Source organism: Pseudomonas sp. B6002 (assembly GCF_013385985.1).
Classification (GTDB): domain Bacteria; phylum Pseudomonadota; class Gammaproteobacteria; order Pseudomonadales; family Pseudomonadaceae; genus Aquipseudomonas.
Genome location: NZ_JACAOY010000014.1, coordinates 21,024 through 47,329 on the forward strand (window position 1 = coordinate 21,024; position 26,306 = coordinate 47,329).

Below are 26,306 nucleotides of genomic sequence, written 5' to 3' on the forward strand. Positions count from 1 at the left end.
TCAGGGTGCGCGGCCAGCGCGGCGGCTTGAGTTCCATGTGGCTCACCCCAGTCGTTCGATGGCTTGGGCAACACCTGCGCCGTACGCCGGATCGGCGAGGGTGCAGTGCTGGATATGACGTGTCTTGGCGTCGGCGCTGGCGCCCTGGATCGAGCGTGCCGTGTTGGCAAACAGCAGCTGTTGTTGCGCCGGACTCATCAGGCGGAACAGCGCACCGGGCTGGGAGAAATAATCGTCATCTTCCCGGTGGTTCCAGTGCGCGGCGCTGCCTTGCAGGGCCAACGGAGGCTCGCGAAAATCCGCTTGTTCGGCCCACTGGGCCTGGCTGTTGGGCTCGTAGCCCGGGATGCTGCCGGCGTTACCGTCGGTGCGCATCTGCCCGTCGCGGTGATAGCTGTTTACCGGGCAGCGCGGCGCATTCACCGGGATCTGGTGGTGGTTCACGCCCACGCGGTAGCGCTGTGCGTCGCCATAGGCAAACAGGCGCGCCTGGAGCATTTTGTCAGGCGAGAAACTGATGCCCGGCACTACGTTGGCGGGGTTGAAGGCGGCTTGTTCGACGTCGGCGAAGTAGTTGTCGGGGTTGCGATTAAGCTCCAGCAGGCCCACTTCGATCAGTGGGTAATCCCGGTGCGGCCAGACCTTGGTCAGGTCGAAGGGGTTGATCGGGCAGTGGGCTGCATCGGCCTCGGGCATGACCTGCACATAGAGCTTCCACCGTGGGAAGCGGCCCTCCTCGATGCTGGTATAGAGGTCGCGTTGGGCGCTTTCGCGGTCCTGTCCGATCACGGCGCTGGCTTGTTCATCGGTGAGGTTGTGGATGCCTTGTTCGGTTCTCCAGGTGAACTTCACCCAGAATCGCTGGTTTGCCGGGCTGATGAAGCTGAACGTATGGCTGCCGAAACCATGCATGTGCCGGTAGGACTGCGGCACGCCTCGGTCGCTCATCACAATCGTGACCTGGTGCAGGGCTTCGGGCAGCAGGGTCCAGAAGTCCCAATTATTGCGGGCGCTGCGCATGTGGGTGCGAGGGTCGCGTTTGACCGCGTGATTGAGGTCGGGGAATTTCAAGGGGTCGCGCAGGAAGAACACCGGGGTGTTATTGCCCACCAGGTCCCAGTTGCCTTGGGCAGTGTAGAACTTGATGGCAAAGCCGCGGATATCACGCTCGGCATCCGCCGCCCCGCGCTCGCCCGCCACTGTGGAAAAACGCACGAACACTTCTGTGGTCTTGCCGATGTGCGAGAACAGGTCGGCCTTGGTGAAGTGGCTGATGTCATGGGTGACGGTGAACGTGCCGAACGCGCCGGAGCCCTTGGCGTGCATGCGGCGCTCCGGAATCACCTCGCGGTCGAAGTGGGCGAGTTTTTCCAGCAACCACACGTCCTGCAACAACACGGGGCCGCGGGGGCCGGCAGTCTGCGAGTGGTTGTTGTCGACCACCGGTGCGCCGGCGGCTGTGGTCAGTTTTTTCATGCGCGAGTCCCCTGATGTCTGGTTGTTGTGTCACATCAAAACAGAGCACCCGGGGCAGGGCGATTGCACGTAGGTATCGACTGACGCACCTTCAGGCGAGCGTAAAGCTGACCTCGATGTTGCGACGGGTGGCTTTGGAGTAAGGGCAGTTCTGGTGAGCGGCTTCGATCAATTGCTGGGCGGTGTCCGCTTCGATGTCAGGCAATGAAACGTTGATGCGCGCTTGCAGGAAAAAGCCTTGCTCACCGTGCAACAAATCAACGTGAGCGTCCACGGCCGCCGTGGCCGGGAAACTGATCTTGCGGGCGTTGCAGGCGTGGCGCAGGGCGCCCAGGAATGAGGCCGACCAGCACACCGCGAACAGTTGCTCGGGGTTGGTGCCGTTGCCGGGCGCCCCAGGCGGCGACAGTTTGACCCGCAGCCGGCCATCATCGCTTTGGCCGCTGCCCTCACGACCGCCGGTGGTGCGGGTGTGGCCGGAGTAAAGAACTTTTTCGATGCTCAACATGGACTGTCCTGGAAGCTGGCGGCGTTGGGGGTGGGGTCAGATAGCCCACAGGATGTCGGGCGGGTTCAACAGAGGGACGACGGTGTTGGCATGCAGATGGCTGAGCAAGGTGCCGCGCGCGATATCCAGCAACCAGGCGCGAAAGGGCAGACCGGGGTTGTAGTGGGCACGGTTTTCCAGGAGTGTCTTGAAGGCGTGTTGGACCAGGTACTCGACCTGTTCCGGGCGAACTCTTCCCGCTTGCACCTGACCCTCATAAAACGCGCTGAGCAGCGGCGTGACCTGGGTGGACAGTCGCCGCGAAGCACCGCGGTCACCGTTGACGACATTCGCCATCAAGGTGCGCAGCGCTTCATTGGCGAGTCGATCAACCTTGCACAGGCAACTGGCGCGATACCCTTCGGTCATGATGGCATCCCTCTTGAATGCTGACGGTGGTGAGCCTCAAGGGTGATGCCTTGCCGGTGATACGGCCAGTTATGTGCTGTTAGCAGTTGTTAGTCGAACCGCTGGCCGCGCCGAACGGTGCCGTTTCCCGACTGAATGCCTCCAGCTCCTTGACCAGCCCGAGGGCTGCGAGCAGGACCAGTTCGCGGCCTTTATCCGGCGTTGCCTGGCCCGGGTCGGAGCCCATGCGGCCATCCGGGAAGCGCGAGCGGAAGTCGTGAGCCTCGCGGATCGGACCGGAGTTGGCGATTTTCGGCGAATACTCTGCCGACTTGATCGCGTCTGGATAAGCCCACTGCGTCACGGCAATTTCCGAAGGCGTGGCATGAATGCCATGCCCGCTAGGGAATTGCTGGTTGGCCAGTGCGCCCACGCCTTCCAGGTCCCACCAGTTCGTCAGTTTCAAGGCAAACCCGGCAGGCCGCCTGGCGAAGCTGGCTTCGGCATACAGCTGGGAAAACGCGGCCTCAATCGACGCGATATTGCCGCCGTGGCCATTGAGGAAATAGATCTTCTCGAAGCCGTGTGCCACCAGCGAGCGGGTCCAGTCTTCGATGGCGGCAATAAAGGTCGAGGGGCGCAGCGTGATGGTGCCGGGAAAGCCGAGGTGATGCTGTGCCATGCCGATGTTGAAAGTGGGGGCGATCAGGATATCGGCGGATTCCTGGGCGTGATGCGCAATGATCTGCGGGCACATCCAGTCGGTGCCCAGCAGGCCGATGGGGCCGTGCTGTTCGTTGGAGCCGATGGGGATGACGATGGTACGGCTGCGCTGCAGGAATGTCTCGATTTCAGACCAGGTCGACAGATGTAAAAGCATGGTGAGGCCTCACGGTTCAGTGATGGAACATCAAGTGTGCGTGGGCATCACATCACGGGGTTTCGCAAGGCGACATTGCACGTAGGTGTCGATCAAGGGCACTCGCCGCTGCTGGCGCGGACTAAACAACAGGGCGCACACACGCGTCCTGTTTTTCTGACATGGACCGGACATGAACCCTACCAACCTGCAATTCAAGACCCTGCTGTTACTGCTGGCCCTGGTCACCATCGCCTTTATCTGGATATTGCTGCCGTTTTACGGCGCAGTGTTCTGGGCGGTGATCCTGGGCATCATCTTTGCACCGATGCAACGCCGGCTGCACATGAAATTTGGCTGGAACCGCAACCTGACCTCGCTGGCCACCCTGACGGTGTGCCTGGTGATCGCCATTTTGCCGGTGATCATCACCAGTGCTTTGTTGGTGCAGGAGGGTGCGACACTCTACAAGAACATCGAAAGCGGCAAATTGGACGTGGCGGGGTATATCGAGCAGTTCAAAAACATCTTGCCGCCGTACTTCCAGCACCTGCTGGATCGCTTCGGCATGGGCAACCTGGAAGGCTTGCGGGAGAAGATCGTCAAGAGTGCGATGCAGGGCAGCCAGTTCTTTGCGTCCCAGGCGTTCAGCTTTGGCCAGGGCACGTTTGATTTCCTGGTGAGCTTTTTCATCATGCTGTATTTGCTGTTTTTCCTGCTGCGCGATGGCCCGGAGCTGGTGCGCAAAGTGCGCACGGCGGTACCGCTGGCCGAACCGCAGAAGCGCCGGTTGCAGCTCAAGTTCAACCGGGTGGTGCGGGCCACGGTCAAGGGCAACGTACTGGTGGCCGTGACCCAGGGTGCGTTAGGTGGTTTGATCTTCTGGTTTTTGGACATCCCCAGTGCGTTGCTCTGGGCGGTGTTGATGGCGTTTCTGTCGCTGCTGCCGGCAGTCGGTGCAGGGATTGTGTGGGGGCCGGTGGCCGCTTACTTCCTGTTAAGCGGTTCGATCTGGCAGGGGGTGGTGCTGGGGTTGTTCGGGGTGTTTGTGATTGGCCTGGTGGACAACGTGCTGCGGCCGATCCTGGTGGGCAAGGACACCAAGATGCCGGACTACCTGATCCTGATTTCAACCCTGGGCGGCCTGTCGGTGTTCGGCCTGAACGGGTTTGTGATCGGGCCGTTGGTGGCGGCGTTGTTCATGTCAAGCTGGGCGTTGTTTGTGGAAAGCAAACCGCGGGTCAAGCTGCCGTTACCGTAATTGTCAGGCGTGGAGCCTGAAGTTCGAGGCGGTTTGCAGCTGTTTTTCGGCGGCGGACAGCGACGTGAGTGGGCCGCTGATGGTTTCGCCATCGCGTACCACGTACCAGCAAGCCAGTAGCCCAAGCTCCCGGAGAGGGGCGGGGACGGCGCTGCCGATGACGGACATGATGTGAGCAGTGGGCATACGTACCTCCAATCGTTATGGAGGTCACCTTACGGGGCTGCGGCCCCGGGGAAAAATCACCTGTCTCGATAGTCGACATCAACGCCAAGCGTCAATCCACCACCTGGTCGAGCATGATCACCACTTCCTGTTCACTGAGCAGGCCCTTGCGCACCAGGTTTTCTGCCAGCAGGGCCAGGAACTTGGCACTGCGGTGGCCTTCGAGATGCTTGAGTTCGGTCAGGGCGCTGTAGACCTTGCTGGACGTACACAGGCCTGCGGTGCGGTGTGGGTTTTGCGTGGGCATGGTCGGTCGTCCTTAGTTGTTATTGGGTGGACAGGGTCGATAGTGAGACTGTTGCGTGACGCAAACATGACAGTGCTAGCCGTGTCCGGGCAAGTAGACATTGCCATCAATCATGTGCGATTACGCCCCGGGCATTGTTCTGACAGCGACCTTGGCACGATGAATCCGGACTTTACAGGCAAAAAAAAGCCTCGCGTGTGGGCGAGGCCTGTTCCTGTCGTGTCAACTCACGTATTACCAGCCGCGGCCATAGTAGCCGTGGGGAGGGCCGTAATAACCGCGCGGTGGGCCGTAGTAGACCGGCGCCGGGCGGTAGTAAACCTGTTGCTGCACATACACCGGTGGTGGCGGTGCGTAGTAGACCGGTGGCGGCGCGGCATAAACCGGTTGCGGCTGCACATACACGGGTTGTTGCTGCACGTAGACCGGCTGGGACTGGCTGGCCACCACGGAGCCGACAACGGCTGCGCCGATCAAACCACCCAATATGGCCGGGCCACCCCAGCCACCACCGTGGGCGGAGGCTTGGCCTGCCATAGCGAGTGCGCCGATAAGCAAGGCGATCTTGGGGATTTTACGAATCATGGTCATTCCTCGGTTAGCCCCTGCGCTTGTGGTCTGCAATCAATAGACTCAAGTAATGTCGCGGGGATACTTTTAAGACAACGTATTTCTGAAAAACAGCACGGCCGATAGGTAAAGGTTGTGTAAGGTCTGTACCGGTTTGCTTACTCAAAGGAGTTATTCATGCAGATGCACCCCAACAAAGACACCCAACTGTGCATGTCATTGTCGGCGCGTCCCGGGAATTTTGGCTTGCGTTTCCATAACCACCTGTACGAACAGCTGGGTCTGAACTTCTACTATAAAGCGTTCAGCAGCCGGGATTTGCTCGGCGCGATCGGCGGTATCCGGGCGCTGGGTGTGCGTGGTTGCGGGGTTTCGATGCCGTTCAAGGAAGCGGCCATTGCCCTGGTGGACGAACTGGATGAGTCGGTCCAGGCCATCGACTCCCTGAACACCATCGTCAACACCGACGGCCACCTCAAGGCCTACAACACCGACTACATCGCCATCGAGCAACTGCTGAAGAAGCACGCAGTGCCCAAGGCATCGACGTTCGCCCTGCGCGGCAGCGGTGGCATGGCCAAAGCCGTGGCCAGTGCCTTGCGGGACGGCGGGTATGCCAATGGCGTGATCGTGGCGCGCAACGAAGTGGCGGGCCGCGCGCTGGCGCAGAACCTGGAGTATGAGTGGCAGGCCGAACTCGGCGAGTTGCGTCCGCAGATGCTGATCAACGTCACGCCGATCGGCATGACCGGCGGGCCCGAGGCGGACGCGCTGGCGTTTGAGGCTGATGCGATTGAGCGTGCAGAGACTGTGTTTGATGTGGTGGCGATCCCCGCCGAAACGCCGTTGATCGTGCGCGGTCGTGCCCAGGGTAAGCGGGTGATCACTGGGTTGGAGGTGGTTGCTATCCAGGCGTTGGAGCAGTTCGTGCTCTATACCGGGGTGCGGCCGACGCAGGAGCAGTTCCAGGCGGCAGTGGATTTTGCCCGAGGTTAACGGGCACTGGAGAGCCCCTGTGGGAGCTGGCTTGCCTGCGATAGCGATATAACAGGTTAACTATCTGTGACTGAAACACCGCTATCGCAGGCAAGCCAGCTCCTACATTTTGTACTGTGTCAGGCCTGTTCCAGCTGGGCCAGGCGCTCTTCCAGCGCTGCAATCCGCGCTTCCAGCTCTTCGATGCGCTCGACCGAAACACCCCCCGTCCCACGCTCCACCGGATTCCCCCGTGCAGACAGTATCGCCTCGATATCCGCCGGATCCCCCAGCGCATGGGTGTAGCGATCTTCCCGCTGCCCGGCCTGACGCGGCACCAGCAGCGCCAGCCCGCGTGCAATCAAGCGCTCAAGCTGGTGCACCACCTGCTCGGCATCTTCAAAGTCATGCATGCGCCCGCTGCGGGTCAGCAGCTCGTTGACGGTTTGCGGCCCGCGCAGGAACAGCAGCCCGATCAGGATCACCTGGGCCGGCACCAGTTCCAGCGCCTTGTCCACGCGATGCTCCCAGCGATCGGCACGGCTGCCCATTACCAAGCGGGTAAATCCCTGGCCTTCCAGCGCCCGCAGGCTCTGGCCGACCTGGCCCTGGCTGAGGTTGGTCACGGGCTCGCGGCTGGTTTTCTGGTTGCAGGCCAGCACCAGGGCGTTGAGGGTCAGGGGGTAGGTTTCCGGGTTGGTCGCCTGTTTCTCGATCAGGCAGCCCAGGATGCGGATTTCCGTGCTGTTCAGGCGCGGCTCAGGGGTGTCGGTGTCGTGCTCGGCGGTCATCGCGCTTTCCCTATGCAGTGAAGTGCCTAGCGTAAGCCGGAAAAAATAAAAGACAAGCGACGGGCCGGTCTATAATCGTCGCCTGTTCAAACCGTGCCATCACCCATGAGACTGCCATGACTATTTCCCTGTACGCCGCTTCCATTCCGGTCTTCAAGCAAATGCTCACCGCCCTGAGCGGTGTGTTGACCAAAGCTGAAGCCCACGCCACTGCCAAGAACATCGAGCCCAATGCCCTGCTGCAAGCGCGTCTGTTCCCGGACATGTTCCAGCTGGTGCGCCAGGTACAGATCGCCGTCGACTTCGCCAAGGGCGTTTCGGCGCGCCTGGCCGAGATCGAAGTGCCTAAATACGATGACAGCGAAGTGACCTTCGCCGACCTGCAGGCGCTGATCGCCAAGGTGCTGTCGTTTGTCGACACTATCCAGCCTGAGCAAATCGACGGCAAGGAAGGCATCGAAATCATCACCCGCCCAGGCACTCCTAAAGAGAAGCGCTTCAGCGGCCAGTCCTACCTGCTGACCTACGGCCTGCCGCAGTTCTTCTTCCACGTCACCACCGCGTACGCCTTGCTGCGTCACAACGGTGTGGAAGTGGGCAAACGCGACTACATGGGCGCGTTCTAAGCCTTGATGCGTCGAAGCCCGGTGTGTGCCAGCAGGCACCACCGGGCTTTTTCATGGGCTGCATTCGACACACTCTGTTAAGATTCGACATCCCTTTATCACTCTATCTTTCAGCGAACCCTCGGGTTGTCGTTGATGTTGTCGTTTCTGGAGTTTTCATGTTGTTCCCTATCCTGCTGTTGTCGGCTGCCGGTTTTACCGTGCTGACCACAGAGTTTGTGATTGTCGGCCTGCTGCCCTCTATTGCGCGGGACCTGAACGTCAGCGTGCCCCAGGCGGGGCTGCTGGTGACGTTATTCGCGTTTACCGTCGCGGCATTCGGCCCGTTTCTCACGGCGTATTTCGCGCGATTCCAGCGCAAGCGACTGTTTATCGTCATCCTGGTCCTGTTTGGCATAGCCAATACCGTGGCGGCGCTGGCGCCGAATATCTGGGTAATGGCATTGGCGCGGTTGATCCCGGCCCTGGGGTTGCCAGTGTTCTGGGCCTTGGCCAGTGAAACGGCGGTGGACATCGTCGGCCCCGAATACGCCGGGCGTGCCATCGAGAAGATCGGTTTTGGCATTGTCTGCGCCACGGTGTTCGGGATTCCCGTGGGCACGCTGATTTCCGACATGTTCGGCTGGCGCACAGCGTTTGCGATCCTCGCCGTGGTGGCCTTGGCCAAGGCCTTGCTGCTGTTCATCTACCTGCCGGTGACGAAGCCGAAGAACGACCAAGTGACCTTGCGCGCGCAGTTCAAGATCCTGCGCAGCCCGCTGATGCAGGGGCATATCCTGCTGTCGATCCTGGTGTTCTGCGGCATGTTCACCGCCTATACCTACCTGGCGGACATCCTCGAGCGCCTGGCCGGGTTCGACGGCACGCTGGTGGGCTGGTGCCTGATGGGCTTCGGCGCCGTCGGGCTGATCGGCAATGCGTTGGGCGGCCGTGCGGTGGATCGCCACCCTCTGATTGCGTCGATGGTGTTCTGCGCGTTCATGATTGCCGGTATGGTGGCGCTGGTGCCCGCGATTCACTCCACCCTTGGTCTGGCCGCTGCGATGGCGGTGTGGGGCGTGACCCAGGCCGCGATGTTTCTGGTCAGCCACGTGCGTCTGATGAAGGCAGCACCCCATGCGCCAGCGTTTGCCGCGTCGTTGAACATTGCCGGGGGCAACCTGGGGATTGGCTTGGGCGCCATGGTTGGCGGGCATGTGATCGACAACCTGGGCCTGGGTAGCCTGGGGTTTGCGGCGTCCGGGTTTATCTTCGTATCGATCCTGCTGGCCCTGTGGCTGATGACCGCCAGGCAACCAGACACCGCGGGCGCCTGAATAGTCAGGGCAGGGCGGTAAACAACTCCCGTCGAGCGCCTTCGGTAATCGCCACGATGCCGGGGTGCTTGACCTTGCGCTCCACCGAGATCGCGTAGAACGACTCGGTCACCGCGTCGGTCTGGCCAATCAGCGCCACGCCGTATTGGCGCACTACCTCATCGGCAATCACGCTGGGGGCGATGAATATCCCGCTGCCGGATTGGCCGAAAGCCTGCATCAACGCGCTGTCGTCGAATTCACCGATGATCTTCGGCTGGATCTGCTGCTCTGCAAACCAGCGCTGCAAACGGCTGCGCACTACCGTCTCTGCGCCAGGAATCAACAGCGGCGCACCCTGCAGACAGTGTGGGAAATCGCCGCCGTACCGGTCAGCCAACGCCTGGGTGGCGAAAAAGCTGATGCCGCATTCCCCGAGTTTCTGGCTGTAACCCTTGATGTCCAAGTGAGAGGGCATGGGGCTGTCGGAAATCACCAGGTCCAGGCGCTGGATCGCCAGGTCGGCCAACAAGCGTTCCAGTTTGTCCTCACGACAGGTGATGCGGATCGGTTCACTGAGCTCCATGGTCGGGGCGATCAGCCGGTAGACGATGGATTTGGGCACCACATCCGCCACGCCGACGCGAAACAGGATCTGCTGTTCATTGGGCTGGGCGCGCAACATCGCCTCCAGCTCGTTGCCGGTCTGGAACATTTGCTCTGCGTAGGGCAGGGCCTGGCGCCCGGCCTCGGTCAGTTCAAGCTGGCGGCCGACACGTTGGAACAATGCAACGCCAAAGGTTTGCTCGAGCAGGCTGATCTGCCCGCTGATGGTCTGGGGCGTGAGGTTCAGTTGCTCACAGGCGCGCACGATGCTGCCGGTCTTGGCCACGACCCAGAAGTAATGCAGTTGTCGGTAATTGAGCACGATGGCAATCACTTCGTGAAAACCGAAGTATACGCGAGAAAAATACGAATTTTCCTGAAGTGTCCGCCTGCATAGAATGCCTCGCTATCGAGGGGCCACTACTTGGACCCAATGGTTCTAACGAGGAATACATCATGAAACTCAATTCCCTGGGCGCCGCGTCGTTGCTTGCGCTTTCATTGGTAGTGGTCAGTGGCTGCGATCAGGTTGAGAAGAGCGCCCAGCAAGTGCTGGGCAAGGCGACCGAATCGGCCAGGCAAGCGATCGACGACACCCACAAGGCTGCCGAGCAGGCGTTGAGTGAAGCAACCCAGGGGCTGATCAAGCCTGAGAAGCCGGAAAAAGAAGCCGAAGACGCTTCCGACACCAAAGAAACCTAATTCCCCAGCATTACCACGTCAGGACTGACCTATGGACTACCTTTTACAACTGGCCGCCAGCCCCACCGCCTGGGTTGCACTGGCGACCTTGATCGTCATGGAAATCGTGCTGGGCATCGATAACCTGATCTTTATCTCGATCCTCACCAACAAATTGCCAGAGAAGCATCGGGCCAAGGCCCGGCGCATCGGTATCAGCATGGCGTTGGTCTTGCGCCTGGGCCTGTTGAGTACCATCGCGTTCATCGTGCAACTGACGGCGCCGGTGTTCGAGATCTTCGGCCAGGCGTTTTCGTGGAAAGACATGATCCTGATCGCCGGTGGCCTGTTCCTGGTGTGGAAGGCGACCACCGAAATCCATCACAGCATGGACCCGGAGCCGGAAGAGAAAGAAACCAGTGCTGGCAACGTCGTGGCGATCGGCTTTGCTGCGGCCATCGGGCAGATCCTGTTGCTCGACCTGGTGTTCTCCATCGACAGCATCATCACGGCTGTTGGCATGACCGAACACTTGCCGATCATGATCATTGCCGTGGTGACGTCGGTGATCGTGATGCTGGTGGCGGCCGAGCCGTTGGCCAAGTTCATCAACGACAACCCGACCGTGGTCATGCTGGCCCTGGGCTTTTTGATCATGATCGGTATGACGCTGATCGCCGAAGGCTTCGGCGCCCATGTGCCAAAAGGCTACGTGTATGCCGCCATGGCGTTCTCCGCCGTGATCGAGTGCCTGAACATCGCACGACGCAACCGCCACAAGCGCTTGCTCGCCGCCCGCCAATAAAAAAACGCCGCATTCTGCTGGTCAGAATGCGGCGTTTTCAGTGTGCGGCCCATTACAATTCGGCGCTGACCTGGGTGGGTTCAGGGCAATTCTGGCCGCCGTTGTCCAGGCCTTGCTTGTAGTTACGGCTCAGCAGCGAAGCCTTGCCGTTGTGCCAGGTCAATGTCAGTACGTACAGCGTATCGTAGTCGCTGCCCGACCAATCCTGGGTAATCGTGTGCTTTTCGCCCGAGGCTTCACTGGCCACCTTGTTGATCAGCTCCGGCAGGTAGCCGTGTGACCAGGCGGTGTAAATGATCGCGTTGTGATACTTGTCTTCCACCAGTTCGTCGGCCAGGGCACTGGTGTCATTTGCCGAGAACTTGATGTTCACCGGCAGGCCCAGCTTGATGGCGCTGGGGCTGATGGTCATCAGGGGGCGAATATAGCTGTATGAATTGTCCTTCTCGCCTTCCTCGACATTGCGCGTCGGGTTGGCGGCAAACACGAAATTGGCCTTGCCGAATTTTTCCGGCAATACGGTGGCCAGGTTCATCGCGCGGTTCAGGCCCTGGCAGTTGAGCTGGCCGAGGCCGCCGCTGGGTTTTTCACCGTGGCGCAGGAAAACCAGGGTTTGCACGCCGTCCACCTGTTCGGCCTTGCTCAACGGGGATTCGAGCGTCAGCCCGATGGCGCCGCCCAGCAACAGCAGCGACGGCAAGATGTAGGTATAGCGTTTGAGGCGTTGCGCAAGGCACAGAGGCTTGATTGTCATTGTAGGTTCGAGTCTTCGTGCTTCGGATTAAGGCGGATGGGCCCGCTGTGGTTTTCCTTGTCGTTGTACGAGGTGTCTCCTTTCACCGTGTGGGCGCACGTATGAGTCCGCATTGACGCTTTGGTTCGCCTGCGCCGCAGATTAGCGTGGGTATGTTGCGCATTGATGACCCATGCACAGTGGCGCTCAGGTGACTATCATGGGGGCTTTCTGCCCAGGGATTTCCCGATGAACGCACTCGCCGCTTTCCCGATCAACAGCAAATGGCCGGCCCAGCACCCAGAACGTTTGCAGCTGTATTCGTTGCCCACGCCCAACGGCGTCAAGGTGTCGATCATGCTCGAGGAACTGGGCCTGCCCTATGAAGCGCACAAAGTCAGTTTCGAGACCCAGGACCAACTGTCACCCGAGTTCCTGTCCCTGAACCCCAACAACAAGATCCCGGCGATCATCGACCCCAATGGCCCGAGCGGGCAGCCGTTGGCGCTGTTCGAGTCCGGCGCGATCCTGATTTACCTGGCGGAAAAAACCAGCCAACTGCTGTCCGAAGACCCGGCCACCCGCTACGAAACCCTCCAGTGGCTGATGTTCCAGATGGGCGGTATCGGCCCGATGTTTGGCCAATTGGGCTTTTTCAACAAATTCGCCGGCAAGGCCTACGAAGACAAGCGCCCCCGCGACCGCTACGCCGCCGAATCCCGACGCCTGCTGGATGTGCTGGAAAAACGCCTGCTGGGCCGCACCTGGATCATGGGTGATGACTACAGCATCGCCGACATTGCCACCTTCCCGTGGATCCGCAACCTGATCGGCTTCTATGAGTCTGGCGACTTGGTGGGCATCGCTGATTTCCCCAACGTGCTGCGTGCGCTGGACGGTTTTGTCGCACGCCCGGCCGTGATCCGTGGCCTGAACATTCCGAGTTGACGCATGCCGACCTTCGATTTCAAGCAGCTGGATGTCTTTAGCCGCGTCGCGCTCAAGGGCAACCCGCTGGCGGTGGTACTGGGGGCCGACAGCCTCACTGACCAACAGATGGCCGATTTCGCCAAGTGGACCAACCTCAGCGAAACCACGTTTTTGCTGACCCCGCGTGACCCGAAGGCCGACTACCGGGTGAGAATTTTCACCACCCTCAAGGAGCTGCCGTTCGCCGGCCACCCCACACTGGGCAGTTGCCACGCGTGGCTGCAGGCGGGGGGCATCCCCAAAGGTGAAGAGATCATCCAGGAATGCGAAATCGGCCTGGTGCGTATCCGCCGCCAAGGGGATGAACTGGCCTTTATCACGCCGCCGCTGATACGTTCCGGCGCGGTGGAGGCGCCGTTGCTGGAGCGCGTACGCCTGGGGTTGGGTTTGGCGCCCGAAGTGATCCTGCGCAGCCAGTGGGTCGACAATGGCGCGGGTTGGCTGGCGCTGATGCTGGCTGATCGCGAGCAGGTGCTGGGTTTACAGCCAGACTACTCGCAACTGCTGGGCCTGGCAGTGGGCGTGATCGCCGCCTGCGACCCTGTGCGCGATGCCGTGGATGCGCAATTCGAAGTGCGCGCCTTTATTGCCGGTGACGGCGCCCAGGAAGACCCGGCCACCGGCAGCCTGAACGCGGGCGTTGCCCAATGGCTGCTGGGGGAGGGCCTGGCGCCTGAGCGCTATGTCGTCAGCCAGGGCACGGCAATGGGGCGGGCGGGGCGCATTCGCATCGAGCGCCACGGCCCTGAAATATGGGTGGGCGGTGCGGTTGCGGTGTGCATCGACGGGCGCCTGCAGCTCTAGATCAATACATTGTTACAGGCCTCGCAATACACTGTTGGTCCCCGCGCGTTTGTGCCGTGGGGGCCTAGGGGCATAAGCTTTCGCCCCAAATATGTATGCCTTTACCGTTTTGGAAGCCAGGAAAGCCATGACCAGCCAGTTCCCCCAAGCCCGCCCACGCCGCCTGCGCCGCTCCCCGGAGCTGCGTGGCTTGTTCCAGGAAACCGAGTTCACCCTGAACGACCTGGTGCTGCCGATCTTCGTCGAAGAAGAAATCGACGACTTCGTACCGATCACCAGCATGCCGGGCGTGCAGCGCATCCCTGAGAAAAAACTCGCCGCCGAAATCGAGCGTTATGCCCGTGCCGGCATCAAGTCGGTCATGACCTTCGGCGTGTCCCACCACCTGGACGCCAGCGGCAGCGACACCTGGAAAGAACGCGGCCTGGTCTCACGCATGTCCTCGATCATCAAGGACGCCGTACCGGAAATGGTCGTGATGTCCGACACCTGCTTCTGCGAATACACCGACCACGGCCATTGTGGCGTGATGCACGGCGTCCACGTCGACAACGATGCAACCCTGGTCAACCTCGGCAAACAAGCCGTGGCGGCCGCTCGCGCCGGTGCCGATGTCATCGCACCGTCCGCCGCCATGGACGGCCAGGTCCAGGCGATCCGCCGCGCACTGGATGACGCCGGCTTCACCCACATCCCGATAATGGCCTACTCCACCAAATTCGCCTCGGCCCTCTACGGCCCGTTCCGCGAAGCTGGCGGCAGCGCCCTCAAGGGCGATCGCAAAAGCTACCAGATGAACCCGATGAACCGCCGCGAAGCCGTGCGCGAATCGCTGCTGGACGAACAGGAAGGCGCGGACGCACTGATGGTCAAGCCGGCCGGCGCCTACCTCGACATCATCCGCGACATCCGCGAAGCCTCACACCTGCCGGTGGCGGCGTACCAGGTGAGCGGCGAGTACGCGATGATCAAGTTCGGCGCCCAGGCGGGCGCGATTGACGAGGCGCGGGTGGTGCGCGAGACGTTGGGATCGATCAAGCGCGCGGGGGCGGATTTGATTTTTACGTATTTTGCGATGGATTTGGCGTTGGCGGGGATCTAACACTCACGGCAATTCCAGATGTGGGAGGGGGCTTGCCCCCGATAGTGGTATATCAGTCACTGGGGATGTTGGCTGATGCATCGCCGTCGGGAGCAAACTCGCTCTCTACGGTCAGTTTTTTGCTGATAAGCACTTGTAAATTCTTAGTCGACTCAGAAGAGTTTGTATGAACTTTTTCTGGTCAATTACAGGCTCGCTGAAATACGTCGTCATCGTTTTGAAAACTGCATCGAAGGTATTGTCAGCTGACAGGAAGTGTTCGATTGAGCCGATGAACCATTCTTGATCGGGCTCTGTGTATAATAGAAATTCCGGCTTCGTCAGCTCATCGAAAAGCTCAGTAAGTTCTTTTTCGTCGTTTACGTTTTTTGAGGAGATTAATCGCTCCCTTTCTAAGTCGTCTGTATTTTCTATGTCATATGTGAAGAGTAGACCACGGATTATTGACATACTTGGGGCGATCTTCATGTTCCTGGCTCCCTGTTATCTGAAAAAGCTCACTGTCTCCTTGCCCGAAAGCATGAAAGGATACTTATGTTTTTTTTTCGTATGGAATCGATGGTGGTTGCTTCTTTGTCATATGTTAAAAGCGATTCAAGCAAGGTTTTCATAAATTTTCTTTTTTCTAAAATTTCATCGTTGAAGTGTGTATCGAATAGATGGAACACCGATTCGAAATTTTCCTCTGTTGCCAGAAAGTGTTCGAGCGTTTCGATGTGCCAATGCCTTTCTTCGTGTTTGTATTTCATGAATTCAGGCTTGGTTAGTTTTTCAAAAAGCTCTTTAAGTTCTTGTTCGTTGTTAACGTTTATTGAAGTAATGAGCGCTTCTTTTACCGGGTCGTGCAGATTTTCTGTGCAGTAAGTAAATAGGAGGCCTTGGATTATGGACAGGCTTGGTTTAAATTTCATTAAAGATCTCCGTATGCGGTTATAGGCTGTCCGTCTTCTGTTAAAAAGACTCTAGCTTTTGCTGTTTTTCCATATTCATAGTTTTCTCTCTTGTATCCCTCAGCTATTACTTTTCCCATGTCCATCGGTTTTTGGGACGCCGTCAAGTTTATCTGTTTGAAGATTAGCTGTGCGCGGTAAATAGCATTGAGTTGATCCCGGTGGCTTAGAAAATGTGTAGCTGCACTAGGTGGCCGAGGCTCTCCTATGTGCGGGCCACTTACATATCTCTCTATTTCTCCGGTCGTGGGATTTTTAGCGGTCTGTACTCTCTCAAGCTGCGACGCTAACGACGTTTGGGTTCCGTGCTTTTCCAAGAAGTGTGCTCGGGGGTTTGACGCCTCAAGTTCTGCTAACCGCCGGTGAGCATTTGCTTCCGCAAGCTCATCAATTCTTGCCTGTCGCTGCGCACGCGTCAGTTGCGGTAGCGCAGGTTCTCCGTGATTAACACTTTCCGTGGGGGGGTGATTTGTGGTGCTTGGCTTGCAGCCATCTCCTCCAGGACATGTGCTTAAACCCAACGGATCCACCCATCCCGTAGGATTGGGCACGTACCGGTACGCATTGATCCCACCCGCCAGCTTCACCGGGTCCGGAGTCAGGTAGCGACCAATATCCGGATTGTAGTAGCGATGCCGGTTGTAGTGCAGCCCGCTTTCCTGATCGAAGTACTGGCCCTGGAAGCGCAGCGGGTTGTCGATTTTTCCGACGTCCAGGCGGCTGATTTCGCCGTAGGCGCGGTAATGGGCGGACCAAACGATTTCGCCGTTGGGGGCGGTGAGTTCTTGTGGGGTGCCCAGGTGGTCGAGTTGGTAGTGGTAGGGCTTGGTTTGTTTGGGGCCAAAGCCTTCCAGTAAAGCCAAGGGCCTGAAGCTACCGGGTTCGTAGAGGTAGCTGCGATGGCGGTCTTTGTGATGCTCGGCAATCAGCTTGTCGCCCTGCCAGAAAAACTCCGTGGTTATGTCATCAACGGTTTTGCTGATCCGCCGCCCAAACGGATCGTAACGGTAACTGGCCGTCTGCCCGTTGGGTTGGGTGATACCGATCAGCCGATGCTGACAGTCGTAACGGTACTCGGTGACGAGCAGGTGACCTTTGCCACGCCGCTCACGGATCAGATTGCCGAACGCGTCATAGTCGTAATGCCGGTCTCCTTGGATCATCAGCCGATTACCCGCGACGATGTCCGGGCCGGGGCGGTTTTGCATGAGCAGGTTGCCGGCCGGGTCGTGGGCGAAGCGTTCTTGCAGGTCCTGGGAGTGGTCGGCGCGGGTGAGGCGATTCAGTGGGTCGTAGGTGTAATCGTGCTGGCCCTTGCGGGTGTCGAGCAGGCGGGTGAGGTTGCCGGATTTGTCGTAGGTATAGTGGCGTGCGTAGAGATGGTGTTCCTGCTGGGTGATGGTGTGAGCGTGCAGGCGTTGTTGGTCGTCGTAGTGGTAGTGGCTAAGGAGCTGGCCTTGTTGGCGTTGGTGTTCCTGGCCGGCTTTGAACAGGTGCGAGGTGAGGATTTCGCCATTGAGTTCGACGGTGGCGAGGTGGCCGCCTTTGGCGTGATTAAAAACAAGACGGTTGTTGTCGGGCAGTCGCAAGTTTTGCAACTGGCCGCAGGCGTCGTAGCCGTAGCGCAAGGTGCCCCAGCCCTGGTGTTCGGCGGTGAGGCGGTTTTGGCTGTCGTACTCGTAGGCTAAAGCCCAGTGACCGTCCTCGACACCGAGGAGGTTGCCTTGGCGGTCGTAGGTGTAGTCGACGGTTTTGCCGTCGGGGAGGGTTTTTCTTACGAGGCGCCCGGCAGGATCGCGCTGGTATTTAGTAACCAACTGACTGCCGTCGTCGCCGTGTTCGGTCTTTTCCTGCAGATTGCCGTTGAGGTCGTAGACGTAGGCCGTGCGCTGTCCATCGAACCCAACTTCCTGCTGGATCAAGCCGTTTAGGTGGTAATCGAGTTTGTAGGTCTCGCCAACCTCGTTTTCGATCTCAGTCAGCAATAACCGCGCATTGTCGTAGCGATACTTGACCTGGGTGCCATCCGCATTGATGCGCCGACTGATCAGGTGCAGCCCATCGGCATACTCGTAGCGGGTAACGCGGCCTAACTCATCCCGCTCAGACGTGATTTTTCCATAAGGGTTGTAGCTGTATTCCCGCGCTGCACCCCCCGGCAACACCACCCGAACCAGTCGCCCCACGCTGTCCCACTGGTACTGGGTCAGCGCGCCATGCTCATCCTCCCGCGCCACCTGCCGGCCAAGGTCGTCATAGCGATACCGCTTGATCCCACCCTCCGGCAGATGCTCCTCAAGCAACTGCCCCCGCTCATTCCACACCAGCCGCTGACAACTGTTATCCGGGAACCAAACCCCCGTCAGTTGCCCATATTTGTTGTAGCTGTAGTCGGTGCTGTGGCCCTCAGGATCAATCCTGCGGGTGATATCGCCCCTGTCATTACGCTCATATTTCCAGACAGCCTGACCGCGCCTTACAACCCGTACGAACCCATTGTCATGCTCGTAGGACGTCGGCTCATCGTCCCCCGGAAACAACGCCACCAAGCGTCCAGCGTCGTCGTACTGATAGGCCGTGATCGCGCCCAGCGGATCCTGCTCAACCGTCAGCCGGCCTTTGTCGTCGTAGGATTTGAAGTGCTCGGCGCCGTCCGGATCAACACGCTGCACCAGCCGCGCACGCTCGTCATGCACATAGACTTCCTGGCTTCCATCGGCGTTAAACACCGTGACCTGGCCGTTGTCATCCCAGGCATAGCGCGTGTCCATCTGCGAAAAGCTGGCCCAGTGCCGGACGCAGCGCGCGGCCTTGCCAGATCTTTCCCACTCCCAGTAGAAACTCGCCCCACCGGCCAACTGGCGTTCGAGAATGACGTGCTGATCGTCGTAGCGATAAACCTCACTTTCACCGACAGCATTGGTCGCGCTAACAATCCGGCCAAGGTTGTCATAGGCGTAGGAAACGACGGTGTACTCGGTAACCCAGACAAACTCACCCGGCCCTTCAGCCCGGTGAATCTGGTAGTCCACGCCAACGATGCGGCCAGACGAGTAGCGCAAAAACAGCGACCGCCCGACGCCGTTATCCACCCGCTCAATACGCCCCCTGAAATCTCGGGAGATACGCAGCCGGTTGTCATACGCATCGCTGATCGCCGTCAGAAAACCATTAACGAAATGGTAGAAACGCGAGCCTTGCGCCAGCACTAATTCATCGGGCAAGGCCCCCAGATAAATCGCCGCTTCGGCCAAGCTGTTGGTGATCGCGGGGCGAGCGGCAGTGGGCAGTGGAAACTCAGTCGAGCGGTTCTCATGATCCGTCCACACCACCGAATCACCAGAAACTTCCAGCCGATGCGCCAGCGCATGGCTCCAACCAAACCCCAACCCGCAATCCACTTCCACCGCGCTGGTGCGATACAGCCGCGTCCACTCGAACGGCAATATCCCATCGAGCGTGCCGTCGGTAAGGGTGAGCAACTCCTCGCCGGTGACCATCGACACCGGACAACCGTTAGTACACGTAGTCGCCGAGCAGGTCGCCGCATCGCCGTTCTGGTTTTTCCCCGACGCCGGCACGTCATCGACCTGTTCCTGCCTGACCAACACCGTGCGTTGTGCCTTTTCGCGCACCACCGGGACGGGGTTTGAAACCAGATTGCCCCCGGCCTTCAACGGCACATCGGGGATCATCTTGATCGGCGTTCCAGTCCCACCCAGCCATATCGGTTTGCCCATCTCGAGATGGTCATCTACCCGAGCTTTTCCGAATTGCTTGGCCATGTGGTTCAGCCAAGTGCGGGCAGCTTTCGACTTGACGCCCGCCAGCACCTTCGAACTCAAGCGGATCGCTGTGCCCATTCCGGCCGTAGCGAGCATAAGCACCAGGTTGATCAGCACTTCAAAGCTGATTTCACCCAGCAATTCGTTCATGTACGGAGGTGGCAACATCCGCATCCAACTGACCATTGCGGCCAAGTAGATAAACAGCAGCGGTTCATCGCTGAGTACCAGCAAACCCTTTGCGATGGCGTCGGTGTCGAGCTTTAACAGGTTTTCAAACTCAACCTGGGACAGGTAATGCAGCAGTTGTTCGGCATGGACCAGCGGAGCTGACAGCCATTGGAGCACTTGTTTCAGGTTGTCCCAGAGCGAGTACAGCGCCTCGTTGAATCCGCGGACATAGGCTTGATAAAGCGAGAGGTAGCGATTGAGAAAGTTGGCTTCGGAGTAGTCCCTCCAAAGCGGCTCGAAGGTGTCGCGCCATTCCTTGCGCAGCCAGCCTTCCAGGGGGGTGATGACCGCTTGATAAGAGGCATACAGCGCCTTGAAATGTGTGGCGGAAACATTAGGGTAGAAGTTGACCCGGTATTGCTGGTTACGGTCGCACTCTCTGACTTCGAGTATGCCGCTGGGCCCGATGGTTTTATGGATGGGGTCGCCCAGCGGGCCACCGTCTGGGTCGATGCGTTGCAGCACCACCGGCGTATTGCCAATGGGCACGAACCGTGAGCTCTGGAACATGTGCACCAGGGTCAGCGTGCCGTTCGCCTGGCAGGTTACGGTGGTGCTGCTGGGCAGGATGGAGCGGTTGATCGGCGCAACAAGCGCTACTTCATCACCGACTTTGAAGACCTGCTCGATATCCAGGGCGGAAAAGCTGAAAAAACTCTCGGCCCAGGCGTCGTAGGCATTCAGGCAGCGCTTGAAGTCGCTGATAACGGATTCGACGTCGCGCGTCTTTGAATCCATGGCCGTCAATACCAGAAAGCCAATGGTTTGGCTGGTAAGGGCGATCAAGAGCATGCCCCATGAAATGGGGGCTTAATAAATAACGCCATCTGCAATCCCTCGCACTGTGTATTCAGGCGGAAGACTTTGCAGTGGTTTTTGGGCGATATCTGTAGAGCTTGTCCCGTCATCACGTGGGACACTTCAGCCGTTTGCGTGCTACTTGAGCGGGGGAGGAGCCTGTCATTTTTGGAAAAGACTCGAAAGCCCAGCAACCCGGCGAACGCCGGTTAGACTTACCGGTCGATATCTGCAATACCCGGCCTGTCGCCTTTCAAGGAAGCCCTATGTTCCCAAGCCGCCTGATCCTGTGCCTTGCCGCTTTGCTGGTGCTGGCCGGTTGCTCCACAACACGCAACCCGCAGCAGCCGGCGCGCAGCGAAACCGAGGTGAAGGCGCAAATCGTGCGCCTGCTGCCGGCGACGGTGGCCGACCGCAACGGCTGGGCCCAGGACATCTACACCGCCTTCGATACCCAGAAAATTTACCCGAGTACCGAGAATATCTGTGCCGTGCTGGCGGTGACCGAGCAGGAGTCCACTTATCAGGTCGACCCGCCCGTGCCGAACATGGGCGAGATCGCCCAGGATGAAATCCTGCGGCGTGCGGGGAAAGTCCACGTACCGGCGTTTGTCGTCCGCAGCGCGCTGCAACTGCGCTCGCCCACCGGGAAAACCTACGCCGACCGCCTGAGCGCCGCGCGCACCGAGAAGGACCTGAGCGGCATTTTCGATGACTTCATCAGCATGGTGCCGTTGGGCAACACCCTGTTTGGCGGCTTCAACCCGGTGCACACCGCAGGCCCCATGCAGGTCAGCATCGACTTTGCGCAGAAGCAGGCCCGGGGTTATCCCTACACGGTGGATGGCACCCTCCGACGCGAAGTCTTCACCCGCCGTGGTGGGATGTATTTCGGTATCGCGCACTTGCTGGGCTACCCGGTCAACTACGACCAGCCGCTGTACCGTTTTGCCGATTTCAACGCCGGCTGGTACGCCAGCCGCAATGCCGCGTTCCAGGCTGCGGTCAGCCGAGTGACGGGTACCGAGTTGGCGTTGGATGGTGATCTGATTCGCTACGGTTCATTGCTACCGGGCACCACCGAGCTGGCGGTGCGCTCTCTGGGGGCAAAGCTGGATATGCGCAACCCCAGCATCCGCAGCCAGCTTGAGGAGGGTGAGAGCTTGGATTTCGAAGACACCACCCTCTACAAGCGTGTGTTTGCACTGGCCGACAAGGCTGCCGGCAAGCCGATGCCACGGGCGATCCTGCCGGGCATCGTGCTCAAGAGCCCCAAGATCACCCGTAACCTGACCACGGCGTGGTTTGCCAAGCGGGTGGATGAACGGTACCAGCGTTGTATGAAACGCTGATCACGTGCGGCGTTTGACAAACCGGCGCCACAACCACACCCAGAGCCACACCACCGGGAACGCCAGGATCACAAACGGCAACACATAACTGGAGCGTTCCAGGGCATCTGCCGTGCCGTTGACCAGGTTGTCGCCGAGGTTGCTGAACATTCGGCTGAACCGTGATGGCTGGTTCGCACCGTCGGAGGAGCGGAAGTTCAGGGTCACGCGGTTGGTGTCGAGGCGGCGTTGCTGGCCGGCGGCGACCTGGGCCAGTTCCTGCAGTTCGTTCTCGATGGCCGCTTGTTCTTTGCTCAGGGCAATCAGGTCGCTGACGGTGATGTCCTTGCGCTTGGCCAGCTCATCCAGGCGTTGCTGTTGGGCCTGCAGGCGGTCCCGGCGACGACGCACATCAGCGACGGCATCGGCCAGGTCTTCGGCAGTGGTGGTGCGCTGCCCGAGCTTTCCGCCCTCGGCAGCCATGGCAACCATGGGCTCCACCCCGGCAGGGGCGATGCGCAGGATGATCTCGCCACCGTTGCCGTTCTCGGTGATGCCCAGGATGTTGCAGGCACCGAAACGCGCGGTCTCACAGGCCTCCCGAGTTTCCTGCATGCGCGGCGCGAGCAGGGCGCCGGGCAGGGCGAGGGTCAGCTCATGTTCATAAGCCAATTGCGCACCGGCCCGGCTTTGCTCGCCGTTGATCACCCGGGCGCGGGAGTGGTCTTTGGGGGAGCAGCCCGCAAGGGTCAGCACCGCCAGCAAGCACAGGAGATAAGGGGTTGGTTTGCCGTCCAGATGGCGCATTGCGGTTCCTTGGGAGGTGCTGGGAAATTTGACGGCGATTAAACCGGGTCTGGCGCATTAACGCAAAGCATCAACGGGGATTTGCGCGGCTGATGGTGATGGCCGACGGAGGTGGCCAGGCGTACACCTCAAGCCTGACTCCAAGGAAGAACTCGCCATGATCGCTCACACTGTGCCAGAAGGTTTTGTCTCGTTGCCACGCAGCAGTCCACTGCTCGATTTATTGGGCCCGGCCTACTGCCGGGGTGAGGGTTTACATTTGGAGATAGGCTTGCGTGCCGATAACCGCCATGCCAATGGACGCGGCACGGTACACGGTGGGGTGCTGGCGACCCTGGCGGACGTCGGCATGGGCTATGCGATGGCGTTTTCCAGTGAGCCGCCGCTGCCGTTGATCACGGCGAGCATGACCCTGGACTACCTCGGGGCCGTGCAAGTGGGGGAGTGGATTGTGGTGCGGTTGGAGCATCACAAGCGAGGGCGGCAGATGGCGTTTGCCACGGTGAGCCTGCAGGTCGGGGAGAAGGTAGTGGCGCGTGCGAACGCGGTGTTTGCCGTGCCCCGTACCGACTGACAACAACGATCCTTGTAGGAGCCGGCTTGCCGGCGATCGCGGTGGGTCAGGTTATTCAATGGGTACGGGCATATCGTTATCGCAGGCAAGCCAGCTCCCACATGTTGACGGTGTTTTTTCAGGAGAGGCGAGAAAAAGAAAAGGCCCGGTTTTCGTGGAACCGGGCCTTTTCCATGTTGCTCTTTGGATCAGCTGCGTTCGAGGGCGAGGGCTACGCCTTGGCCACCACCGATGCACAGCGTTGCCAGGCCTTTCTTGGCGTCGCGCTTGATCATTTCATGCAGCAGGGTCACCAGCACGCGGCAGCCCGAAGCGCCGATCGGGTGGCCAATGGCAATGGCGCCGCCATTGACGTTGACCTTGCCCGCGTCCCACTCCAACTCTTTGCCCACCGCCAGGGATTGCGCGGCGAAGGCTTCGTTGGCTTCGATCAGGTCCAGGTCGCACAGGCTCCAACCGGCCTTGTCCAGGCAGCGGCGGGTGGCCGACACCGGGCCGATGCCCATGATGGCCGGGTCGACGCCTGCGTTGGCGTAGCTGGCAATGCGCGCCAACACGGGCAGGCCGAGGGCCTTGGCCTTGTCCGCACTCATCAGCAGCACGGCGGCGGCGCCGTCATTAAGGCTGGAGGCGTTGCCGGCGGTGACGCTGCCGTCTTTCTTGAACGCCGGTTTCAGCTTGGCCAGGGATTCGGCAGTGGTGCCGGCGCGGGGCTGTTCATCCACCGCGAACGCCACCGGGTCGCCTTTGCGCTGCGGGATCAGGATCGGTGTGATTTCATCCACAAACCGCCCGGCTTCGATAGCCGCAGCAGCTTTTTGCTGGGAGGCTGCGGCGAACGCATCCTGGGCTTCACGGCTGATGCCGTACTTGTCCACCAGGTTCTCGGCGGTGATGCCCATGTGGTAATCGTTGAACGCATCCCACAGGCCGTCGGTGATCATGCTGTCGATCATCTTGGCGTGGCCCATGCGCAAACCGGTGCGCGCCGCTGGCAGTACGTAGGGGGCCAGGCTCATGTTTTCCATGCCGCCGGCGATGATCACTTCGGCATCGCCGCAACGGATGGCCTGGGCGCCAAGGTGCAAGGCCTTGAGGCCAGAACCGCAGACCTTGTTCAACGTCAGGCTCGGCACCGCGTGGGGCAGGCCGGCGAGGATCGAGGCTTGGCGCGCCGGGTTCTGGCCGCTGCCTGCGGTAAGCACCTGGCCGAGGATCACTTCATCGACCTGGGCCGGGTCCAGGCCGGTTTGTTCCAACAGGCGACGGATCACGGCGGCGCCCAGTTCCGGTGCCGGGATATTTGCCAGCGAACCCTGGAAGCTGCCCACGGCGGTGCGGGTGGCAGCAACAATCACGACGTCTTGCATGGAATCTGTCCTCACTGGAAGTGCATTTCTGGAACGTGGTCCGGGACGATCAGTTTACCGGCCGTCTTGCTCACAATCTCTTCAACGCTGACGCCAGGTGCGCGTTCCTTGAGGACAAAAGCGCCATTTTCGATTTCCAGGTACGCCAGGTCCGTCAGTACGCGCTTGATGCAGTTGGCACCGGTCAGCGGCAGGCTGCATTGGCTGAGCAGCTTGGACTCACCGTCCTTGGACGCGTGGGTCATGATCACGATGATGTTTTCTGCGCCGGCCACCAGGTCCATGGCGCCGCCCATGCCCTTGACCAGCTTGCCGGGGATCATCCACGAGGCGATGTTGCCTTGTACGTCCACTTCGAAGGCGCCAAGCACGGTAAGGTCGACGTGGCCGCCACGGATCATTGCGAAAGATTCGGCGGAGGAAAAAATCGAAGCGCCGATGCGTGCGGTCACCGTCTGTTTGCCGGCGTTGATCATGTCGGCATCGATGGTTTCTTCAGTAGGAAACGGTCCCATGCCCAGCAGGCCGTTTTCCGATTGCAGCATCACTTCCATGCCTTCGGGAATGTAGTTGGCCACCAGTGTCGGAATGCCGATGCCCAGGTTGACGTAGAAACCGTCCTGCATTTCGCGGGCGACGCGTTGAGCCATTTGTTCGCGGGTAAGCGCCATGTGTGTTTCCTCTTATTATTCGGGCTGGGGGCGGATTATTTGCGCACGGTGCGCTGTTCAATGCGCTTCTCGAACGTGCCGCAGATGATCCGGTCGACGTAGATGCCAGGGGTGTGGATCTGCGCCGGGTCCAGCTCGCCCGGTTCGACGATTTCCTCGACCTCAACCACGGTGATCTTGCCAGCGGTGGCGGCCAGCGGGTTGAAGTTCTGGGCGGTGTGGCGGTAGATCACGTTGCCGAAATGGTCGGCTTTCCAGCCTTTGACAATGGCGAAGTCGCCCGTGATGGACTCTTCCATCAGGTACGGGCGGCCATTGAATTCACGGGTTTCCTTGCCTTCGGCCACGGGGGTGCCGACGCCGGTCGCGGTGAAGAAGGCCGGAATGCCGGCACCGCCTGCGCGCATTTTTTCGGCCAGGGTGCCTTGAGGGGTCAGCACCACTTCGATTTCGCCGCTGAGCAATTGCTTCTCGAACAGAGCGTTTTCACCGACGTAGGAGGCGATCACCTTGCTGATTTGTTTTTCTTCGAGCAGCACGCCCAGGCCAAAACCATCGACGCCGCAGTTGTTGGAAACCACAGTCAGGTCGCGGGTGCCTTTGCGCTTGATCTCGGCGATGAGGTTTTCTGGAATGCCGCACAGGCCAAAACCACCGGAGAGGACGGTCATGCCGTCTTCCAGGCCTGCCAGCGCTTCTTCATAGGACGCTACGCGTTTATCGAAACCTGCCATATGCACCTCTTTTATTGTTTGTGGTCCAGCCAGTGATCCGAGTGTTGCGCTGACGGATTGATTTGTTAAGTTGTTTTTTAGGGATGATTGATTTAAAAAACAGCATAGTCGCCC

At 59.7% G+C, this 26,306-nt stretch carries 28 protein-coding genes; 11 read left to right on the forward strand and 17 right to left on the reverse strand.

Features of this window, described 5'->3' with window-relative positions:
- Nucleotides 1-42: 42 nt before the first annotated feature.
- The 4 genes from HX792_RS19035 to HX792_RS19050 form a co-directional block, all read right to left on the reverse strand.
- Nucleotides 43-1,476 carry a catalase gene (locus HX792_RS19035; protein ID WP_176997530.1) on the reverse strand — a complete coding sequence of 478 codons (1,434 nt, stop codon included), beginning with the start codon at nucleotides 1,474-1,476 and terminating at the stop codon, nucleotides 43-45.
- A 91-nt stretch (nucleotides 1,477-1,567) separates the two neighbouring features.
- Complete coding sequence (locus tag HX792_RS19040) at nucleotides 1,568-1,984, reverse strand: organic hydroperoxide resistance protein (protein WP_176997531.1); 417 nt, start codon at nucleotides 1,982-1,984, stop codon at nucleotides 1,568-1,570.
- Between the two features lie 36 nt (nucleotides 1,985-2,020).
- The gene (locus HX792_RS19045; RefSeq protein WP_176997532.1) at nucleotides 2,021-2,392 is read right to left on the reverse strand and encodes a sigma factor; all 372 of its coding nucleotides are present in this window, start codon (nucleotides 2,390-2,392) and stop codon (nucleotides 2,021-2,023) included.
- A gap of 79 nt (nucleotides 2,393-2,471) precedes the next feature.
- Nucleotides 2,472-3,251, reverse strand: coding sequence for a creatininase family protein (locus HX792_RS19050; RefSeq protein ID WP_176997533.1), 780 nt, complete (start codon nucleotides 3,249-3,251; stop codon nucleotides 2,472-2,474).
- Nucleotides 3,252-3,423: 172 nt separating this feature from the next.
- Here HX792_RS19050 and HX792_RS19055 point away from each other — a divergent pair, with 172 nt between their 5' ends.
- Nucleotides 3,424-4,491: an AI-2E family transporter gene (locus HX792_RS19055; RefSeq protein ID WP_176997534.1), complete on the forward strand. Its 1,068-nt coding sequence runs from the start codon at nucleotides 3,424-3,426 to the stop codon at nucleotides 4,489-4,491.
- Nucleotides 4,492-4,494: 3 nt separating this feature from the next.
- Here the strand turns inward: HX792_RS19055 and HX792_RS30390 are convergent, their stop codons facing one another.
- The 3 genes from HX792_RS30390 to HX792_RS19065 form a co-directional block, all read right to left on the reverse strand.
- Nucleotides 4,495-4,677: a hypothetical protein gene (locus HX792_RS30390; RefSeq protein ID WP_256349872.1), complete on the reverse strand. Its 183-nt coding sequence runs from the start codon at nucleotides 4,675-4,677 to the stop codon at nucleotides 4,495-4,497.
- A gap of 91 nt (nucleotides 4,678-4,768) precedes the next feature.
- Complete coding sequence (locus tag HX792_RS19060; protein ID WP_071483469.1) at nucleotides 4,769-4,963, reverse strand: hypothetical protein; 195 nt, start codon at nucleotides 4,961-4,963, stop codon at nucleotides 4,769-4,771.
- A gap of 234 nt (nucleotides 4,964-5,197) precedes the next feature.
- Nucleotides 5,198-5,554 (reverse strand): hypothetical protein, encoded by a 357-nt coding sequence (locus tag HX792_RS19065; RefSeq protein WP_176997535.1) that lies wholly within the window; start codon nucleotides 5,552-5,554, stop codon nucleotides 5,198-5,200.
- Nucleotides 5,555-5,710: 156 nt separating this feature from the next.
- Here HX792_RS19065 and HX792_RS19070 point away from each other — a divergent pair, with 156 nt between their 5' ends.
- Entirely contained in the window at nucleotides 5,711-6,529 is an 819-nt protein-coding gene (locus HX792_RS19070) for a shikimate 5-dehydrogenase (protein ID WP_176997536.1), read from the forward strand.
- 119 nt (nucleotides 6,530-6,648) lie between these two features.
- On the opposite strand, the gene HX792_RS19075 is transcribed toward HX792_RS19070, so the two are convergent.
- The gene (locus HX792_RS19075; protein WP_176997537.1) at nucleotides 6,649-7,299 is read right to left on the reverse strand and encodes a YceH family protein; all 651 of its coding nucleotides are present in this window, start codon (nucleotides 7,297-7,299) and stop codon (nucleotides 6,649-6,651) included.
- Between the two features lie 116 nt (nucleotides 7,300-7,415).
- Between HX792_RS19075 and HX792_RS19080 the strand changes: the two genes are divergently transcribed.
- Both HX792_RS19080 and HX792_RS19085 read left to right on the forward strand, forming a co-directional pair.
- On the forward strand, nucleotides 7,416-7,925 hold the full coding sequence (locus HX792_RS19080; RefSeq protein ID WP_176997538.1) for a DUF1993 family protein: 510 nt from the start codon (nucleotides 7,416-7,418) through the stop codon (nucleotides 7,923-7,925).
- Between the two features lie 158 nt (nucleotides 7,926-8,083).
- Complete coding sequence (locus tag HX792_RS19085) at nucleotides 8,084-9,241, forward strand: MFS transporter (protein WP_176997539.1); 1,158 nt, start codon at nucleotides 8,084-8,086, stop codon at nucleotides 9,239-9,241.
- A 4-nt stretch (nucleotides 9,242-9,245) separates the two neighbouring features.
- On the opposite strand, the gene nhaR is transcribed toward HX792_RS19085, so the two are convergent.
- Nucleotides 9,246-10,148: a transcriptional activator NhaR gene (nhaR, locus tag HX792_RS19090; RefSeq protein WP_176997540.1), complete on the reverse strand. Its 903-nt coding sequence runs from the start codon at nucleotides 10,146-10,148 to the stop codon at nucleotides 9,246-9,248.
- Nucleotides 10,149-10,282: 134 nt separating this feature from the next.
- Between nhaR and HX792_RS19095 the strand changes: the two genes are divergently transcribed.
- Together HX792_RS19095 and HX792_RS19100 are read left to right on the forward strand one after the other, a co-directional pair.
- A complete protein-coding gene (locus HX792_RS19095; RefSeq protein ID WP_176997541.1) occupies nucleotides 10,283-10,528 on the forward strand; it encodes a hypothetical protein in 246 nt (81 codons plus the stop codon).
- Between the two features lie 31 nt (nucleotides 10,529-10,559).
- Entirely contained in the window at nucleotides 10,560-11,312 is a 753-nt protein-coding gene (locus HX792_RS19100) for a TerC family protein (protein ID WP_176997542.1), read from the forward strand.
- Between the two features lie 52 nt (nucleotides 11,313-11,364).
- Here HX792_RS19100 and HX792_RS19105 read toward each other — a convergent pair whose 3' ends face one another.
- Nucleotides 11,365-12,066 (reverse strand): histidine phosphatase family protein, encoded by a 702-nt coding sequence (locus HX792_RS19105; protein WP_176997543.1) that lies wholly within the window; start codon nucleotides 12,064-12,066, stop codon nucleotides 11,365-11,367.
- Between the two features lie 228 nt (nucleotides 12,067-12,294).
- On the opposite strand from HX792_RS19105, the gene HX792_RS19110 reads away from it, so the two are divergent.
- The 3 genes from HX792_RS19110 (at nucleotide 12,295) to hemB (ending at nucleotide 14,941) form a co-directional block, all read left to right on the forward strand.
- Entirely contained in the window at nucleotides 12,295-12,993 is a 699-nt protein-coding gene (locus HX792_RS19110; protein WP_176997544.1) for a glutathione S-transferase N-terminal domain-containing protein, read from the forward strand.
- A gap of 3 nt (nucleotides 12,994-12,996) precedes the next feature.
- The gene (locus HX792_RS19115) at nucleotides 12,997-13,839 is read left to right on the forward strand and encodes a PhzF family phenazine biosynthesis protein (protein ID WP_176997545.1); all 843 of its coding nucleotides are present in this window, start codon (nucleotides 12,997-12,999) and stop codon (nucleotides 13,837-13,839) included.
- Nucleotides 13,840-13,966: 127 nt separating this feature from the next.
- The gene (gene hemB, locus HX792_RS19120; protein WP_176997546.1) at nucleotides 13,967-14,941 is read left to right on the forward strand and encodes a porphobilinogen synthase; all 975 of its coding nucleotides are present in this window, start codon (nucleotides 13,967-13,969) and stop codon (nucleotides 14,939-14,941) included.
- Nucleotides 14,942-15,052: 111 nt separating this feature from the next.
- Here hemB and HX792_RS19125 read toward each other — a convergent pair whose 3' ends face one another.
- Genes HX792_RS19125 through HX792_RS19135 form a run of 3 tightly spaced genes read right to left on the reverse strand, consistent with a single transcriptional unit; the run spans nucleotide 15,053 to nucleotide 20,645 of the window.
- Complete coding sequence (locus HX792_RS19125) at nucleotides 15,053-15,409, reverse strand: hypothetical protein (protein ID WP_176997547.1); 357 nt, start codon at nucleotides 15,407-15,409, stop codon at nucleotides 15,053-15,055.
- 29 nt (nucleotides 15,410-15,438) lie between these two features.
- The gene (locus HX792_RS19130) at nucleotides 15,439-15,852 is read right to left on the reverse strand and encodes a hypothetical protein (RefSeq protein ID WP_176997548.1); all 414 of its coding nucleotides are present in this window, start codon (nucleotides 15,850-15,852) and stop codon (nucleotides 15,439-15,441) included.
- A complete protein-coding gene (locus HX792_RS19135) occupies nucleotides 15,852-20,645 on the reverse strand; it encodes an RHS repeat-associated core domain-containing protein (RefSeq protein ID WP_176997727.1) in 4,794 nt (1,597 codons plus the stop codon). Before HX792_RS19135 ends, HX792_RS19130 begins: the two co-directional genes overlap by 1 nt.
- A 326-nt stretch (nucleotides 20,646-20,971) precedes the next feature.
- Here HX792_RS19135 and HX792_RS19140 point away from each other — a divergent pair, with 326 nt between their 5' ends.
- Complete coding sequence (locus HX792_RS19140) at nucleotides 20,972-22,057, forward strand: DUF1615 domain-containing protein (RefSeq protein WP_176997549.1); 1,086 nt, start codon at nucleotides 20,972-20,974, stop codon at nucleotides 22,055-22,057.
- Here HX792_RS19140 and HX792_RS19145 read toward each other — a convergent pair whose 3' ends face one another.
- The gene (locus HX792_RS19145; protein WP_176997550.1) at nucleotides 22,058-22,843 is read right to left on the reverse strand and encodes a DUF4349 domain-containing protein; all 786 of its coding nucleotides are present in this window, start codon (nucleotides 22,841-22,843) and stop codon (nucleotides 22,058-22,060) included.
- A 157-nt stretch (nucleotides 22,844-23,000) separates the two neighbouring features.
- Between HX792_RS19145 and HX792_RS19150 the strand changes: the two genes are divergently transcribed.
- On the forward strand, nucleotides 23,001-23,417 hold the full coding sequence (locus HX792_RS19150; RefSeq protein WP_176997551.1) for a PaaI family thioesterase: 417 nt from the start codon (nucleotides 23,001-23,003) through the stop codon (nucleotides 23,415-23,417).
- A gap of 188 nt (nucleotides 23,418-23,605) precedes the next feature.
- Here HX792_RS19150 and HX792_RS19155 read toward each other — a convergent pair whose 3' ends face one another.
- The 3 genes from HX792_RS19155 to HX792_RS19165 are packed head-to-tail and all read right to left on the reverse strand — an operon-like array spanning nucleotide 23,606 to nucleotide 26,192.
- A complete protein-coding gene (locus HX792_RS19155) occupies nucleotides 23,606-24,787 on the reverse strand; it encodes an acetyl-CoA C-acetyltransferase (RefSeq protein WP_176997552.1) in 1,182 nt (393 codons plus the stop codon).
- Between the two features lie 11 nt (nucleotides 24,788-24,798).
- On the reverse strand, nucleotides 24,799-25,458 hold the full coding sequence (locus HX792_RS19160) for a CoA transferase subunit B (protein WP_003211625.1): 660 nt from the start codon (nucleotides 25,456-25,458) through the stop codon (nucleotides 24,799-24,801).
- Between the two features lie 35 nt (nucleotides 25,459-25,493).
- Nucleotides 25,494-26,192, reverse strand: coding sequence for a CoA transferase subunit A (locus tag HX792_RS19165; protein ID WP_010211319.1), 699 nt, complete (start codon nucleotides 26,190-26,192; stop codon nucleotides 25,494-25,496).
- Nucleotides 26,193-26,306: the final 114 nt, after the last annotated feature.

What these genes read in the sequence shown, in the direction of transcription:
- HX792_RS19035 (WP_176997530.1), bottom strand. Translation starts at nt 1,476, where the DNA reads ATGAAAAAACTGACCACAGCCGCCGGCGCACCGGTGGTCGACAACAAC.
- HX792_RS19040 (WP_176997531.1), bottom strand. Translation starts at nt 1,984, where the DNA reads ATGTTGAGCATCGAAAAAGTTCTTTACTCCGGCCACACCCGCACCACC.
- HX792_RS19045 (WP_176997532.1), bottom strand. Translation starts at nt 2,392, where the DNA reads ATGACCGAAGGGTATCGCGCCAGTTGCCTGTGCAAGGTTGATCGACTC.
- HX792_RS19050 (WP_176997533.1), bottom strand. Translation starts at nt 3,251, where the DNA reads ATGCTTTTACATCTGTCGACCTGGTCTGAAATCGAGACATTCCTGCAG.
- HX792_RS19055 (WP_176997534.1), top strand. Translation starts at nt 3,424, where the DNA reads ATGAACCCTACCAACCTGCAATTCAAGACCCTGCTGTTACTGCTGGCC.
- HX792_RS30390 (WP_256349872.1), bottom strand. Translation starts at nt 4,677, where the DNA reads ATGCCCACTGCTCACATCATGTCCGTCATCGGCAGCGCCGTCCCCGCC.
- HX792_RS19060 (WP_071483469.1), bottom strand. Translation starts at nt 4,963, where the DNA reads ATGCCCACGCAAAACCCACACCGCACCGCAGGCCTGTGTACGTCCAGC.
- HX792_RS19065 (WP_176997535.1), bottom strand. Translation starts at nt 5,554, where the DNA reads ATGACCATGATTCGTAAAATCCCCAAGATCGCCTTGCTTATCGGCGCA.
- HX792_RS19070 (WP_176997536.1), top strand. Translation starts at nt 5,711, where the DNA reads ATGCAGATGCACCCCAACAAAGACACCCAACTGTGCATGTCATTGTCG.
- HX792_RS19075 (WP_176997537.1), bottom strand. Translation starts at nt 7,299, where the DNA reads ATGACCGCCGAGCACGACACCGACACCCCTGAGCCGCGCCTGAACAGC.
- HX792_RS19080 (WP_176997538.1), top strand. Translation starts at nt 7,416, where the DNA reads ATGACTATTTCCCTGTACGCCGCTTCCATTCCGGTCTTCAAGCAAATG.
- HX792_RS19085 (WP_176997539.1), top strand. Translation starts at nt 8,084, where the DNA reads ATGTTGTTCCCTATCCTGCTGTTGTCGGCTGCCGGTTTTACCGTGCTG.
- HX792_RS19095 (WP_176997541.1), top strand. Translation starts at nt 10,283, where the DNA reads ATGAAACTCAATTCCCTGGGCGCCGCGTCGTTGCTTGCGCTTTCATTG.
- HX792_RS19100 (WP_176997542.1), top strand. Translation starts at nt 10,560, where the DNA reads ATGGACTACCTTTTACAACTGGCCGCCAGCCCCACCGCCTGGGTTGCA.
- HX792_RS19105 (WP_176997543.1), bottom strand. Translation starts at nt 12,066, where the DNA reads ATGACAATCAAGCCTCTGTGCCTTGCGCAACGCCTCAAACGCTATACC.
- HX792_RS19110 (WP_176997544.1), top strand. Translation starts at nt 12,295, where the DNA reads ATGAACGCACTCGCCGCTTTCCCGATCAACAGCAAATGGCCGGCCCAG.
- HX792_RS19115 (WP_176997545.1), top strand. Translation starts at nt 12,997, where the DNA reads ATGCCGACCTTCGATTTCAAGCAGCTGGATGTCTTTAGCCGCGTCGCG.
- hemB (WP_176997546.1), top strand. Translation starts at nt 13,967, where the DNA reads ATGACCAGCCAGTTCCCCCAAGCCCGCCCACGCCGCCTGCGCCGCTCC.
- HX792_RS19125 (WP_176997547.1), bottom strand. Translation starts at nt 15,409, where the DNA reads ATGAAGATCGCCCCAAGTATGTCAATAATCCGTGGTCTACTCTTCACA.
- HX792_RS19130 (WP_176997548.1), bottom strand. Translation starts at nt 15,852, where the DNA reads ATGAAATTTAAACCAAGCCTGTCCATAATCCAAGGCCTCCTATTTACT.
- HX792_RS19135 (WP_176997727.1), bottom strand. Translation starts at nt 20,645, where the DNA reads ATGGATTCAAAGACGCGCGACGTCGAATCCGTTATCAGCGACTTCAAG.
- HX792_RS19140 (WP_176997549.1), top strand. Translation starts at nt 20,972, where the DNA reads ATGTTCCCAAGCCGCCTGATCCTGTGCCTTGCCGCTTTGCTGGTGCTG.
- HX792_RS19145 (WP_176997550.1), bottom strand. Translation starts at nt 22,843, where the DNA reads ATGCGCCATCTGGACGGCAAACCAACCCCTTATCTCCTGTGCTTGCTG.
- HX792_RS19150 (WP_176997551.1), top strand. Translation starts at nt 23,001, where the DNA reads ATGATCGCTCACACTGTGCCAGAAGGTTTTGTCTCGTTGCCACGCAGC.
- HX792_RS19155 (WP_176997552.1), bottom strand. Translation starts at nt 24,787, where the DNA reads ATGCAAGACGTCGTGATTGTTGCTGCCACCCGCACCGCCGTGGGCAGC.
- HX792_RS19160 (WP_003211625.1), bottom strand. Translation starts at nt 25,458, where the DNA reads ATGGCGCTTACCCGCGAACAAATGGCTCAACGCGTCGCCCGCGAAATG.
- HX792_RS19165 (WP_010211319.1), bottom strand. Translation starts at nt 26,192, where the DNA reads ATGGCAGGTTTCGATAAACGCGTAGCGTCCTATGAAGAAGCGCTGGCA.